Source organism: Mycobacterium sp. GA-1199 (assembly GCF_001500045.1).
GTDB lineage: Bacteria > Actinomycetota > Actinomycetes > Mycobacteriales > Mycobacteriaceae > Mycobacterium.
Genome location: NZ_LQIX01000023.1, coordinates 70,426 through 84,137, shown reverse-complemented (window position 1 = coordinate 84,137; position 13,712 = coordinate 70,426). Strand labels below are relative to the sequence as shown.

The following is a 13,712-nucleotide window of genomic DNA, read 5'->3' as shown; positions in this document are numbered from 1 at the left end:
ACAGACGAGATCGCACGGCGCGAGTACCACTTCGACCGCCACCGACCGGAGTACCGCAGCCAGTTTCTGAACATCACCCACGATATGCATCGCAAATGCCCGCTCGCGTGGACCGGCACCTACGGCGGGCACTGGGTCGCCGCGGGTGGTCACGAGGTCTTCGAACTCGCCCGGTGCCCGCACGTTTCCAACGACCACGATGTGCACAACGAGCGGCGCGGCTACAAGGGCATCTCGATTCCGACCATGCTCGATGCGGGCAATTTCCGCGGCGGCATGCTGGAGATGGACGACCCCGAGCACCGCTACTACCGCGACGCGTTGAACCCCTACCTGTCTCCGGCAGCGGTCAAGCGGTGGCAGCCGTTCGTCGACGAGGTGGTACGCGCCTGCCTGGACGACCACATCGAGTCGGGCCGAATCGATTTCGTCGACGACCTCGCGAATGTCGTGCCCGCGGTGTTGACCCTGGCCATGCTGGGAGTCCCACTGGCCAAGTGGCGGATGTACAACGAACCGGCACACGCGTCGGTCTACACCCCGCCGGACTCACCCGATGCAGAACGCGTTCGGGAGTTGTACATGGCGATGGGCGTCGACCTGTTCACCAATCTCGCCGAGATCCGCGACAACCCGCGTCCGGGCATCATCGACGCGCTGGCCCGGTTACGGATCGACGGTGAGGCGCCACCCGATATCGAGCTCATCGGCATGCTCAACCTGCTCATCGGTGGAGGCTTCGACACCACGACGGCTCTGACCGCACACACACTCGAGTGGCTCGGTGAGCACACCCACCAACGCGAGCGGCTCAGCACGCAACGTGCGGCGTTGCTCAACCCGGCCACCGAGGAGTTCTTGCGCTACTTCACCCCCGCGCCGGGTGATGCCCGGACGATCTCGGAGGACATGGACCTCGACGGCGTCACGCTGAAAGAGGGCGAGCGCCTGTGGCTGTCGTGGGCGATGGCGAATCGTGACCCATCTCTGTTCGACGATCCCGATGACCTCGTTCTCGACCGGAAGGCGAACCGGCACTTCAGTTTCGGGCTCGGGGTACACCGATGAATCGGTTCCAACGTCGCCCGGACGGTGTTCAAATCCATGCTGTGCGCGGTGCTCGACCGTATGCCCGACTACCGGTGCGATCCGGACGGCACCGTTCACTACGACACCATCGGCGTCATCCAGGGCATGCGTCACCTGCCCGCGACCTTCACGCCCGGTCGGGCGCTTGGACCGGGACTGGACGAAACGGTCGACCGTCTGCAGCGCATCTGTGACGAGCAGGGCCTGGCCCGCCCGATCACCGAGCGCAAAGACGCTGCGGTGATCGATTTCTAGCCGATCAGGCGGGCGGCACCGGTCGCACCTTGTTATGCACCAACTCGATCAGCTGACCCTCGGGATCGCGGGCCATGCAGGCGAATCCGCCGCCGGGGTCGGCGACGATCGTGCCGCCGGCGGAGGTGAGCGCCGCCTGTGCCGCGGCGATGTCGTCGACGGCGATCGACAGGTGCGTCAGGCCTGCACCGACCATGCCGCGTTCAGGCTCATCGGGTGCCGGGTGCCCCGAGAACGTCAGCAGTTGCAAGACGAAGCCGTCCTCCTGCTGCAGATAGGCGGCTTCGAATCCGATCGGCGGTGAGAGCGGAAGAAGCCCGGCTGCCATCTCGTCGGGGATGGTCAACCTTTTCACCTCGGTGAAGCCGAGTGCTTCGTAGAACCGCTTCGAGGCGTCGATGTCGCGCACGCGCAGACCGACATGACTGACACCCATGTCACACCCCCGCCGGACCGGGGCCGCCGTGCATGTACAGCGTCTGGCCCGAACAGAAGCTGGAGGCATCGGAGGCGAAGAACAGCACGCCGTGGCCGATCTCGTCGGGTTCGCCGACACGCCCGGCACCATTCGTCTGGCCGATCATGTCGATGTCGAAACCCTGGCGCGCAGCGTCGGATTCGAGGCCCGGCGTACGAATCGCTCCGCAGGCGATCGCGTTGACCCGCACGCCTTTGCGGGTCCAGGCGGCCGCCATCGATCCGGTCAGGTTGTTCAGTCCGGCCTTGGCCGCGGCGTAGGCGACCGCCTGGGGCATGGCCAGCAGGCTGGCGCCCGACGAGATGTTGACGATCGCTCCCTTGCCCTGCTTGATCATCGGCTCGACCGCGGCGCGGGACAGGTACCAGGCACTGGACAGGTTCAGGTCGAGGACGTGCTGCCATTCATCGTCGGTCCACTTCATGATCGACTTCGTCTCACCGCCGCCGGCGTTGTTCACCAGCACGTCGAGGCGGCCGAACTCAGCCAGTGTCGTGGCGACCAGCTCGCGGCATGCGTCGGCCTGGGTCACGTCCGTCGGCACGGCGAGCGCGCGGCGCCCGAGCGCCTCGATCTCGGTGACGGTGGATTTCAGCGGTTCGGTTCGGCGTCCGGCGAGCACGATGTCGGCGCCGCGCTCGGCCAGTGTCAGTGCCGAACCGCGGCCGATGCCGGTTCCGCCGCCGGTGATGACGGCGACCCGTCCCTCCATCGAGAATCTGTCGTTCACATGCACGTCCTTTCCATTCTGGTGTGGTCTATCAGGTTGGCGGTCCACGGAGTTCGTCGGTGACACTCGCGTAGCGATCCAGGTAGTCCAGCGTCGTCGACGGGTCGTTACCGTCGCGGCGGCCGCCGCCCAGCACGACACGGTTGAAGCCGAGGTCCCGGTACCGGGTGAGTCGCTCGGGCTTCGGGTCACCCCAGGCCATGACCGTCAGGTCCAGCGTCGCCGGGTCGCGGCCCGCGTCCTCGGCCGCATGCCGGTAGTCGGCCAGCGCCGCGGCAAGATCGCGGAACGCGGCATCTCCGGGCAGCCAGCCGTCAGCCCAGGCCAAGCACTCGCGTGTCGCCTTCGGCCCGGTGGTGGCGGCCAACAGCGGTGGGTTCGGCCGCTGGAACGGCTTGGGCTGGGACCAGACCGGCTCGAATTCGTAGAACTCTCCGTGGTGTTCGGCTTCGTCGTGGGTCCACAGCTTCTTCAGCGCGGCGACCATGTCGGCCAGCGCCCGGTACCGGTCCTTCCACGCGATCGGGCTGCTCGTCTCCAGTTCCGTGCGCATTCCGACCCCCACGCCGAGCACGAGGCGCCCCTGGCTCAGTTGATCCAGAGTCGCGACTTGCTTCGCGAACGTGAACAATTCGCGCTCCAGCGGCAATACCACCGAGGTGCCGGCCCGTAACGTCGTCGTCGCCCGGACAGCGATCAGCAGCGACAGGAATGGATCCCACATCTGTTTCTGCGCGTCGAGTAGGCCGGCGGGGAGCTGGTCGCGGGCGGCCACGGGAATCTGCGGGTGTTCGCCGACCCACAGCGACTCGAATCCACGGGCTTCGAGCTCGACGGCAAGAACGTCGGGTGGGAGGTCGCGCGGTGTGTTGAGCGAGACGAAACCGAGGTCCACCGTCACGCTCCTTTACGCCGCCGCCGGTTGTGCCATACGATCGTACAATGCCATACGTTCGTACAACAAGCGCAGCTCCGGCTCGAAGGCTTGCATCGTGACCGCGCCCATCACCGACGAGCTGTATTACGACCCGTACGACGTGGCGATCGACGTCAACCCGTATCCGGTGTACCGACGGCTGCGCGACGAGGCACCGGTGTACTACAACGACAAGTTCGGGTTCTGGGGCCTGAGCCGGTTCGCCGATGTGGAGGCGGCGCTGCGCGACGTCGAGAACCTCAGCTCGGCCAAGGGCGACATCCTCGAGGTGGTCAAGGCCGAACCGGTTATGCCGCTGGGGGTGTTCATCAACGAGGACCCGCCCCTGCACACCGTGCACCGCCTGTTGGTCTCCCGCGCATTCACCCCGCGCAAGATGGCGGCCATCGAGGACCAGGTGCGGAACTTCTGCAGGGCATGCCTGGATCCGTTGCGCGACGGTGATCGCTTCGACTTCACCACGGACCTCGGCGCCGAGATGCCGATGCGCGTCATCGGGATGCTGGTCGGCATGCCGGACTCGCTGCAGCGATCGGTGCGCAGTGTCGCCGGTCGCCGGCTCCGCAACAAGCCGGGTGAGCCGTTACCCGTCAGCAAGGACAACTACTTCAACGGCAACATGTTTGCCGACTACGTCGCCTGGCGCGAACAGAACCCGTCGGACGATCTGGTCACCGAACTGCTCAACGTCGAATTCACCGACATCGACGGCGCGGTGCGGCGGTTGAGCACCGACGAGCTTCTGGTCTTCCTCGGCGTGATCGCCAACGCGGGGACCGAGACCGTTGGCCGGCTGTTCGGCTGGCTGGGCAAGCTGCTCGGCGAACACCCGGACCAGCGGCGCGAGTTGAGCCGCGATCCGCGCCTGATCTCGAACGCCGTCGAGGAGGTGCTGCGTTACGAGCCGCCGGTACACCACATCGCACGTTACGTCGCCAATGACGTTGTGTACCACGGGCAGACGATTCCGGCCGGCAGCGCGTTGCTGTTGATGAGCGGATCGGCGAACCGTGACGAGGCCAAGTTCGACGATCCGGACACGTTCGACATCCACCGCGTCGCCAACAACCACCTGTCGTTCGGGCGGGGCACGCATTTCTGCCTCGGCGCATCGCTGGCCCGCGTCGAAGGCCGGGTGGCCCTGGAGGAGATCCTCAAGCGCTGGCCCGACTGGACCATCGACACGGACAACGCCGTGCGGGCACCGACGGCGACGGTACGTGGCTGGGACTCGATGCCCGCGGTGCTCGGCTGAGGCCTTCGGTGCGCCGACTGTGCGTTCAGCTACGCGACACGCCGGAAACCCGTCGTAGGACGCACAATCGGCGCGCGGTGATCAGTGTCGGGAGCGCCTCGCCGGCACGTTGAGCCGGTTGTCGGGCGTGTCGAGCTCGGCGAATTGCATTGGCCACGGGTCGGTTTCGTGCTGGACGACCCAGCATGACCCGGTGGCGTCAAGTGGCGCCGTCACCGCCGCGACGACGGCGTCCGCGCTGGCTTCCGGCTCCATCACCGGCACTCCGATGCCTTCGACCAGCGCTCGCCGGTCCCCGAGGGCACCGGTTTCTGTGATGCCCGGGCAGATGGTGTGCACCGCGATGTGGTCGGCGGCGAGGCCCGGAGCGACCGAGCGCATCAACCCGACGACGGCGTGCTTGCCGAGCGAGTACACCGGGTCGGGATGCCACGGCATGAGTCCGGCGAGCGACGCGGTGGCCAGGATCGCACGGTCGCCCTGGCCAAGGGTCCGCATCGTGCGCACCGCGTTGGCCACCCCGTACACCACACCGTCGAGGTTCACGCCCAACGATTTCCGGTACTCGGCCAGATCGAGGGTGCCGATGTCGCCCGACCACCGGATGGTGATCCCGGCGTTCAGGAACGCGAGGTCGAGCCCGCCGAGCTCCTCGACGCACTGTGCGAACGCCGTCGCCACCTGGTCGGCGTCGGCGACGTCGCACGTCAGCGACATCCCACCGAGCGGCTCGGCCACCGCACGCGCGGCGTCGCCGTCGATGTCCAGCACGCAGACGCGCATACCTTCGGCCGAAAGGCGTTGAGCTGCGGCACGTCCGATGCCTGACCCGCCGCCGGTGATCAGCGCGACCCGCCGTGGCAGGTGCATTAGGGCCTCACCACCGGTCGACGGGTTCGCTGTCCATCTGCAGCGGCCGGGCGTAGGACAGGTCGGTCCGATCCCACCTGCCCTTGATGAAGCCCTTCACCGCACCGGACGCCAGCACCGACGAGTCGCCCTGCATCATCCATTCGATCGTGCAGCGCCGCAGCGCGATCTTCCACTCGCCGTCACGGCGTTCGAGGCGGTCGAGGTAGCGCCCGCCCATCAGCGCGACCACCTTGCCGCCCTTGGCCCGCATCGAGCCCATCACGTAACTCTCGGCATGGGCGACGTCACCGTCGATCTCGCAGGTGTGGGTGGTGATGTTGTGCAGGTGATCCTCGAACACCGCGCTGTGTGCGGTGTTGGCGTATTCGGCATACTCGGCTCCCACCTTCACCACGGGACCGTGTTCGTCGACGCCGTCGGAGAAGTAGACACTCGACATCAGTTCGGCGTCGTGACGGTCGTGGCCGCGGGCCTGATTCATCACACAGTCCAGGATCGCGATCCTGTCCTCGACGTACCGCAGCCGGCTGCGCAGCTGGTCGAGATCGTCGGCGGTGGTCATGGCGGGCCCCTTCCGTGGCGTCTTATACGGCCGTACAGCACGTTATACGATCGTATAGCATTCCCTCAACGCGCCGGTCCTTCCCGCTAAGGTCGACGGGCAGGAGCAGGACCGCCGAACGGAGGAGCATGCCGCAGCCCACCAACGATGTCTGGGAGACTCTGGCCACCGCGCGGGCCATCCGCCGGTTCACCGACGAGCCGGTCGACGCGGCCACGCTTGACCGCTGCCTGGAGGCCGCGACCTGGGCTCCCAACGGCGCCAACGCCCAGCTGTGGCGGTTCGTCGTGCTGGACTCGCCCGAACAGCGCACCGTCGTCGCGCAGGCGGCTCAGGCGGCGCTGCGGTCGATCGAGTCGATCTACGGCATGAGCCGACCCGCCGATGACGACCACAGCCGGGCCGCCCGCAACAACCGTGCCACTTACGAACTCCACGACCGCGCAGGCGAACTCACCTCGGTGCTCTTCACCGCATTCCGCAACGAGTTCTCGTCCGAGTTCCTGCAGGGCGGCTCGATCTTTCCCGCGATGCAGAACTTCTACCTCGCGGCCCGCGCGCAGGGTCTCGGCGCGTGCTTCACCAGCTGGGCGTCCTACGACGGCGAGGCGCTGATCCGGGGGGCGGTAGGGGTGCCGGACGAGTGGGCGCTGGCCGGGCACATCGTCGTGGGCTGGCCGCGCGGCAGGCACGGCCCGGTGCGCCGACGCCCCATCTCCGACGTCGTCTTCCGCAACCATTGGGACGCCGACCGCAGTGACATCATCTACGGCGCAGGCGCCCGCAAGCGCTGACCACTCCTCCGCGAGCGACCGTGTTTGCGCCCCGACACGCCGCGCTCTGGCGATATTTCGCGGTCGCTCGCGGCACCTGAGGGACCTCAGACGGCCACCGCCAACCGCGCGGCAGGATGCAACCACGCAGCGACGTTGCGGACATAGTCCTTGAACGCATCCAGCCGCGACGGATCCTCCTTGATCTGCGAGCCGGGCCGCTCGGTCACGAACGATGGTGCCCCGCAGTCGATATCCCAGTTGTAGTCGGCGAAGTGATGAAACGTCGACTCGGCGACGGCCCGGCCCATCGGCCTGCCATCCGGCGCACGCTCCCCGTCGAGCAGAACCGCGAGGTTGAACACCCGGCCGGTTGTCGCACTCCTGCCTTGCGCGAGCACGGTGGCATTCGGCACGCCGTCCGCCGAGACCAGCCCTTCGTGCGGATGCGCGGGGAACCACTCGATCCGCCCGCTGGCGGTGCGCCCGGTGCGAAGCAGCTCGTGAGCCGGCTCGGACGTCAACACCCGCTGGTAGTCCCCGTTGGCCCCGGAGTGGTAGTTGGGCCACGAGATGGCAGGCGTGTCTCGGTCGTCGCACATCGTCTCCGGATCGATTGTGGCGTCGTGAAACTCGTTGACAAGGCCGAGCGATCCAAGCCGATTGAGGCAACAGCCGAGGTCCTGGTGGTCCCGCGCGGTGAGCACACCACCGCCGGCGTAGCGGAACCGCATGATCGCCGCGGCTTCGGCTGCGGTCAACCCGTTTCCGACATCAACGGCCATCAGCCACAGCTGGTCGTAGCCGAGCCGGTCGAGGTGGCTGAGCACCGGATCGTCGTCTCCGTCGACCCGGTTGCGTGTGAGGACCTCGTGGCCTGCGGCGCGCAATTCGTCGGCCAACAGCGAAAACCTCGAGACGTCCCAATCTTCGGGGTGAGCACAGATCGTCGTCTGCAACAGGATTCTTGACATCGGAGCTCACTCCTGCGCAGCGGACTCGACGAGCACCCGAAGATGCCTGCGCGCTGCGAGTTCTGCTTCGTCGACCAGTACCAGCATCGGCTGATCCGGAGCGCAGAGCATCGTCACGGTGAACCGGCAGCGCGTGTCGTCGCGGTTGTTGGCGTCGGAGTAGTGGATGACGTCACCGCCGGGTTCCCAGAACGCCTCGCCGGCCCGGATCACCCGCGGCGGTTGGCCTTCCAGCTCGAACAACATCTCGCCTTCGAGCACATATCCGAACGCGGGTCCACCGGGGTGCCGGTGTGGCGGGGCGCCGGGACTCCCCGGCGGGTAGTCGATCACGACGGTCATGGCGTGTGCCTCGGCGGGGATGAACGGCGGTTGCGCCTCCTGCACAACGGTCAGGGCGTTCTCCCACGAGGGGTCCTGATTTTCGGTCATTGTCGTTCTCCTCCGGTCGTTTTGGATGGGTCAGGTGGCCGAGCCACCACCGTCGACGTGCAATACCGAGCCGGTGATGAAGCTCGCGCGCGGTGAGGCCAGAAACAGCACCGCCTCGGCGATCTCCCGGGGCTTCGCCGTACGCCCCAAGGGCAGCGCGCGGCCGAGCTCTTCATTGGTCTCACCCCATTCAGCCTCGACCCCTTCGGTTTTCGTCGGGCCGGGAGCGACGCTGTTGACACGGACGCCGCCAGGGCCGAACTCAGCGGCCCACGTACGGGTCAGCGACTCGATGGCGGCCTTGGATGCGCTGTAGACCCCCGCGCCCGGCACGCCTTTGGACGCGACCATCGTGGTGACGTTGACGATCGAACCGTGTCCTCGCTGCAGCATTCCCGGGACCAGACCCGCCGCCAGAAAGTACGATCCACGCACGTTGGTGTCGAAGGTCAGCTCGAACGCGCCGATCTGCTGATCGACGGTGGTCGCCGCGGGAAAAGCGGCGGCGTTGTTGACCAGGATGTCGACGTCGCCGGCCTGCTCGAGCAGCGATGCGACCGAATCCATGTCCGAGAGGTCGGTCCGGACGAAGCGCACGTTGCCGTCGATACCGGATGCGGCCCGCTCCCCTCGTTTGCCGTCTCGACCGGTGATGATCACCGCGGCTCCCTCGCGCGCGAACAGCCGCGCACAGGCGAGCCCGATCCCGGCTGTGCCACCGGTGATCAATGCGTTCTTGTAGGCCAACTCCATTGGTGTTCTCCAGTCAGGCGATGCAGTGTTCGAGGGTTTCTGCGGGGTGGTGGGCGAGGTGGGCCAGCGCGACGCGCAGTCGCTGCCTGGCACGCGAGATCCGCGACATCACGGTGCCCATCGGGATATCGAGGATCTTCGCCGTCTCGGCGTAGGTGTATCCCTCGACGTCGGCGTAGTAGAGAACCTCGCGGAAACCCTCCGGCATCGCGGCCATCGCGGCTTTGACGTCACCGTGGGGCAGGGTGTCGAGCACCTCGGCTTCCGCCGACCGCAGTGCGCCGGGTTGGTCTGCGGCGCAATCGAACAACTCGGCTTCGGTCATGTTGTCCGCCGGGACCTCGGTCACACGGCGTTGTTTGCAGCGGTGCGCGCTGACCCAGCGGTTGTGGAGGATGCGGAACAGCCACGCTTTGAGGTTGCTGCCCTCCCGGAAGGACTCGAACCCGCTGTAGGCGTGCAGGAGCGCATCCTGGAGCAGGTCCTCGGCGTCCGCGTCGTTGCGGGCCAACCGGCGCGCTCCCCGCGCCAGTACCTCGAATAGGGGTTGAACGTCGCGCGTGAACCGCGCGGCGAGTTCTGGGTCCGGGGCGGTCCTGGTGGGAAGGGACGTGATGGTCATGATCCGGTCTCCTCGAGTCGCGGGTGTCACACCTCACGCTCGTCGTCGCTCAGGCAAAAGGAACCCTTGAGAACCCGTAGTCCACGGTCCGTAGTCCGTAGTGGGTCAGTCGCCGACGAAGCTGACGGTCTCCTCGAGCGGGGCCCGCCCCGTGCGGATATAGCTCTCGTCGGGGTCCCGGTAGCCGATCGACATACCGCAGAACAACATGAGCTCGTCGGGCGGTTGTACGGCGTACGCGACGGTCTCACGGACCTGGGACCAGGCCATCTGCGGACAGCTTTGCAGACCCTCGGCGCGCAGGAGCAGCATCACGGTCTGCAGGTACATCCCCAGATCCGCCCACTGCGGCCGGCCGAGATCGCGGTCGATGTAGCAGAACAGGGCCGCGGGGGCGCCGAAGCAGTCCCAGTTCGCGATCGCGGCCCGCTGCCGGGCCTCCCAGTCCTCGCGCTCGATGCCCAGTGCGCTGTAGCGCTCCCTGCCGAACGCCGATCGGCGGTCACCGTAGGGGGATTTCAGCTCGGGCGGGTACAGCTGGTACTCGCGCTCATCCCACGGGTCTCCCGCGGCCACCCGCTCCGTGGCGAGCTTCTTGAGCCGCTCCAGCGGTTCGCCGGTCACGACGTAGATCCGCCACGGCTGCAGGTTGGACCCCGACGGTGACCACCTGGCGGCGTCGAGCACACGCTCGAGCACCTGCATGGGGACGGGTTCGTCGGTGAAGCCCCGCACCGCCCGTCTGCTCTTGACTGCGTCGTAGACGTCCATGGCTCCGCTTTCTGAAGATCACGCCTTTCGGCTGTGCTTAAAGCCTCACCCGATCCACGATCTGGCGAACCCTTGAACGCCAGTGGTCGCCGGGGTCTACGAACTCCGCGGATGATTCGGTCGCCGGCCATTCGTTCTTGTCGACATGACCGGAGCGCAGCGGCAGATCGCGACCTCAGTCCTGGTGATCGGAACCGGCGGTTCGGGTCTGCGTGCTGCGATCACGTTGGCGGAGCAAGGAAGCGATGTCCTGCTCGTCGGCAAGCTCGTCGAGTGACTAGCTCGCCCACGACACGCTGCGAAGCTGTCTGCGCGAGGTGATTCCGAGCTTGACGAACACCTTGCGCAGATGCCACTCGACGGTGTGTGTGCTGATGAAGAGCTGGGCGCCGATCTCCTGATTCGTCAGGCCGTCGGCGGCGAGTCGGGCGATCTGTGCTTCCTGGGCGGTCAGCTCGCCGCCCGGGCTCTGCTGCTGTTTGCGCACCTTCTCCCCGGTGGCCACCAGTTCGCGGCGCGCGCGTTCGGCGAAGGCCCGCGCGCCGATCCGCGTGAACGTCTCGTGGGCCTCGGTGAGTTCGCGGCGCGCGTCGATCCGCCGGTTGGCCCGGCGCAGCCATTCACCGTAGAGCAGCCGGGCCCGCGCGACGTGTACGACGATGCCGGCGCGCTCCAGGCGTTCGATGGCCTCGGTGAACAGCCGATCCGCGTCGTCGCCGTCGGCCACCAGGGCCTGCGCATTGGCCAGCGCGCCGAGTCCCCAGTCGGTGCCGCTGGCGCCTGCCCGCTCCTCGAGCCGGCCAAGGGCCCACCTGGCCGTGTCGTCGGCTCCGGCGCGCGTCGCCGCCTCGATGAGCTCGAAAAGACACCACCCGTGGATTCCGAAGTCGTCGTAGTCACACGCCTCGCGCGCTGCGGCGAGCGCCTCCTCGTAGCGGCCGAGCCCGTTGTACAACAACGCGGTCGCATAGCCGGTGAGCCCCAACAGGCGTCCCTCACCCCTGGCGATTCCGTCGGCCGCGGCGCTCTCGAGCAGCGGAACGGCCTCCGCCGCGTCGCCGCGCCACGCGCTCAGCAGCACCCAGTGGTACCGCACCGGGGAGTTGTGGTCGGTGGCCGCGGTGATCGAGGCGGCCTCCTCGAGAAGCTCCGCTGCCGTGGCGAATTCACCGGCCAAAGTGTGCACGCCGGCCCGGTAGATGAGGGCTCGCGGCAAGCCCGCGAGCGCCCCGGTTGAACGGGCGTAACGCACCGCGGCGGTCGACAACTTTCGCAATGTCCGCTCGTCCCACAGTTCGTGGGCCGAGGACTCCTGCAATATCGGGAATCCGGGTACCTTCAACCATCGGCCGGCCGCGGTTTCGTCGGACTCCGCCTGCTCACACATCGCCTCCAGCCCCGCCCGTAACGCGGCCCAACCCTGTCCGACCCCACCGGTGATTCGTTCGGCCGCCCCTTTGAGAAGGTGGTCGATGGCGCGCGGCAGTTCCGAGACATCCTGCAGCGCAACGCGTGCATCCTCGGCGGCTCGCATGAGCGCACCGGACTCCCCCAGGCGGCCCGCGTACATCAAAGCCGCGATCCCCTCAAGGTAGCTCTCCCTGGACGAATAACCGTCGACACCGTGGAGGCGGCGGGCGGCGTACAGCAGCGGTGGCGCGGTCTGCGACAGTCGCGGCGCACCGGCTTCACCTGCCCGGCTCCGGACGAAGTCCATCTGCGCCCGCAGCCGCGCTATCTGTGCCTGCTGCAGGTCGGTCAGGGGGCCGAGTTCGGCGATCGCGAGGAGTTCGTGCGCAGCTCCCGGTGCCGCGGCGTCCCGTTTGGCGTAAGCGGCCGCCAGCGCCCTCGCCCCACGCAGCAACGGGTCGGAGGTCAACGCGGTGGCGCGCTCCAGAAATGTTGCCGCCGCGGCCATTCCGCCCCTGATCTGGGCCCGGGCGGCGGAGTTCTCCAGCTCGGCGGCGATCCCCTCGTCGGGGCCCGCCGCGGCGTTGGCCGCGTGCCACGCGCGACGGTCCGGGTCGACCGAAGGATCGGTGACGTCGGCGAGGGCGCGGTGGACGGCACGGCGGTCCGGCAGCTCTGCGGCGCGGTAGGCGGCCGAGCGGATCAGCGGGTGATGGAACCGCATCCGTGGGCCGAACTCGATGAGGCCGTCGGCTTCCGCGGGGGCGAGCTCGTCGACCGGGATGCCCAATTGCGCTGCAGCGCCGAGGAACAACGCCGCATCGCCGATGGGTTCAGCGGCGGCGATGAGCAGCAATTGCCGGGTGGGTCGCGGTAACGCCTGGATACGGCGAATGAAGCCCTGTTCGACCGCTGCCGCTGACGAGCGTTTACCCGATATCCAGAAACCACCCGAGAGTTCGGTCGCCGACACGCTGCGCGGCACCTCGAGGATGGCCAGCGGAATGCCGCGCGTCTCGGCGACTATACGGTCTCGCACCCGAGGGTCGATACCGCCAAACATGATCGATTCCAACAGTTCTCGCGCATCGGTGTCGGACAACCCGTGGATCGGTAGCTCCGGCAGGCCCGCCAGCAGTTCGGGTCGGTCCCGGACGGCGAACACCAACGCGACGGGTTCGGCGAGCAACCGGCGCGCGATGAAACCGAGTGTCTGCACCGAAACCTGGTCGAGCCATTGGGCATCGTCGACGACGCAGAGCGCCGGTTGTTCGTCGGCCGCGGCGGCCAGCACGCTCAGCACGGCGAGGCCGACGAGGAACCGGTCCGGCGTCTCCCCGACGCCGCGGCCGAACGCGACGTTGAGCGCTTCGCGCTGCGGTTCGGGAATCGCGTCGAGATGCGTCATCAGCGGCGCGCACAGCTGCTGTAGGCCCGCGAAGGCGAGTTCCATGTCGGACTCCACCCCGGCGACGTGCACGACCTGAAATCCGGACGCGGTTTCGCAGACGTAATCGAGCAGGGCCGTCTTACCGACGCCCGCCTCGCCGCGCAGGACCAGCACCTGACAACTACCCGATCGCACCGTCGCGACCAGGTTCTTCAGCGCCTCGCATTCGCGGGTGCGGCCACGGAGGGCTTGTGCTCCACCCTGGCCAGACATAGACACCACCGCGCTCTGGGGTGGACCCGCGACGGTCGCCGGCTTACCCGATCTGATCTTGGATCGTACGAGGCCCGCGACGACGGGTCCACACCGCGATTTGTGAGTGATTCCGCTCGCTCACCGAACGTTTTC

At 67.4% G+C, this 13,712-nt stretch carries 14 protein-coding genes and 1 pseudogene; 4 read left to right on the top strand and 11 right to left on the bottom strand.

The features are described 5' to 3' along the window. Positions 1-84 precede the first annotated feature (84 nt). Positions 85-1,344 (top strand): annotated as a pseudogene (locus AU198_RS15680) (cytochrome P450). 4 nt (positions 1,345-1,348) lie between these two features. On the opposite strand, the gene AU198_RS15675 reads toward AU198_RS15680, so the two are convergent. From AU198_RS15675 to AU198_RS15665, 3 genes are read right to left on the bottom strand one after another with little or no spacing between them, the layout of a single operon-like run. Then, positions 1,349-1,780, bottom strand: a complete 432-nt coding sequence (locus AU198_RS15675; protein ID WP_064349072.1) for a VOC family protein — start codon at positions 1,778-1,780, stop codon at positions 1,349-1,351. A gap of 1 nt (position 1,781) precedes the next feature. Then, positions 1,782-2,552, bottom strand: a complete 771-nt coding sequence (locus AU198_RS15670; protein ID WP_064349071.1) for an SDR family NAD(P)-dependent oxidoreductase — start codon at positions 2,550-2,552, stop codon at positions 1,782-1,784. 31 nt (positions 2,553-2,583) lie between these two features. Further along, on the bottom strand, positions 2,584-3,447 hold the full coding sequence (locus AU198_RS15665) for a TIGR03619 family F420-dependent LLM class oxidoreductase (protein ID WP_064349447.1): 864 nt from the start codon (positions 3,445-3,447) through the stop codon (positions 2,584-2,586). Positions 3,448-3,544: 97 nt separating this feature from the next. Between AU198_RS15665 and AU198_RS15660 the strand changes: the two genes are divergently transcribed. After that, the gene (locus AU198_RS15660; protein WP_231744683.1) at positions 3,545-4,744 is read left to right on the top strand and encodes a cytochrome P450; all 1,200 of its coding nucleotides are present in this window, start codon (positions 3,545-3,547) and stop codon (positions 4,742-4,744) included. 81 nt (positions 4,745-4,825) lie between these two features. Here the strand turns inward: AU198_RS15660 and AU198_RS15655 are convergent, their stop codons facing one another. Then, positions 4,826-5,614 carry an SDR family oxidoreductase gene (locus AU198_RS15655; RefSeq protein ID WP_064349070.1) on the bottom strand — a complete coding sequence of 263 codons (789 nt, stop codon included), beginning with the start codon at positions 5,612-5,614 and terminating at the stop codon, positions 4,826-4,828. A gap of 7 nt (positions 5,615-5,621) precedes the next feature. Further along, positions 5,622-6,179 carry a nuclear transport factor 2 family protein gene (locus tag AU198_RS15650; protein WP_064349069.1) on the bottom strand — a complete coding sequence of 186 codons (558 nt, stop codon included), beginning with the start codon at positions 6,177-6,179 and terminating at the stop codon, positions 5,622-5,624. A gap of 128 nt (positions 6,180-6,307) precedes the next feature. Between AU198_RS15650 and AU198_RS15645 the strand changes: the two genes are divergently transcribed. Then, the gene (locus AU198_RS15645; protein ID WP_064349067.1) at positions 6,308-6,973 is read left to right on the top strand and encodes a nitroreductase family protein; all 666 of its coding nucleotides are present in this window, start codon (positions 6,308-6,310) and stop codon (positions 6,971-6,973) included. Positions 6,974-7,059: 86 nt separating this feature from the next. Here AU198_RS15645 and AU198_RS15640 read toward each other — a convergent pair whose 3' ends face one another. From AU198_RS15640 to AU198_RS15620, 5 genes are all read right to left on the bottom strand, one after another. After that, positions 7,060-7,926, bottom strand: a complete 867-nt coding sequence (locus AU198_RS15640) for a hypothetical protein (protein WP_064349065.1) — start codon at positions 7,924-7,926, stop codon at positions 7,060-7,062. Positions 7,927-7,932: 6 nt separating this feature from the next. Continuing rightward, positions 7,933-8,358: a cupin domain-containing protein gene (locus AU198_RS15635; protein ID WP_064349064.1), complete on the bottom strand. Its 426-nt coding sequence runs from the start codon at positions 8,356-8,358 to the stop codon at positions 7,933-7,935. Between the two features lie 30 nt (positions 8,359-8,388). Next, a complete protein-coding gene (locus AU198_RS15630) occupies positions 8,389-9,111 on the bottom strand; it encodes an SDR family NAD(P)-dependent oxidoreductase (RefSeq protein ID WP_064349063.1) in 723 nt (240 codons plus the stop codon). Between the two features lie 13 nt (positions 9,112-9,124). Next, entirely contained in the window at positions 9,125-9,733 is a 609-nt protein-coding gene (locus AU198_RS15625; protein ID WP_064349062.1) for a sigma-70 family RNA polymerase sigma factor, read from the bottom strand. A gap of 105 nt (positions 9,734-9,838) precedes the next feature. Beyond that, the gene (locus AU198_RS15620; RefSeq protein WP_064349061.1) at positions 9,839-10,504 is read right to left on the bottom strand and encodes a nitroreductase; all 666 of its coding nucleotides are present in this window, start codon (positions 10,502-10,504) and stop codon (positions 9,839-9,841) included. A 145-nt stretch (positions 10,505-10,649) separates the two neighbouring features. Between AU198_RS15620 and AU198_RS26220 the strand changes: the two genes are divergently transcribed. Then, positions 10,650-10,781, top strand: coding sequence for an FAD-binding protein (locus AU198_RS26220; protein ID WP_231744682.1), 132 nt, complete (start codon positions 10,650-10,652; stop codon positions 10,779-10,781). Here AU198_RS26220 and AU198_RS15615 read toward each other — a convergent pair whose 3' ends face one another. After that, a complete protein-coding gene (locus AU198_RS15615) occupies positions 10,782-13,577 on the bottom strand; it encodes an ATP-binding protein (protein ID WP_064349060.1) in 2,796 nt (931 codons plus the stop codon). Between the last annotated feature and the right edge of the window lie 135 nt (positions 13,578-13,712).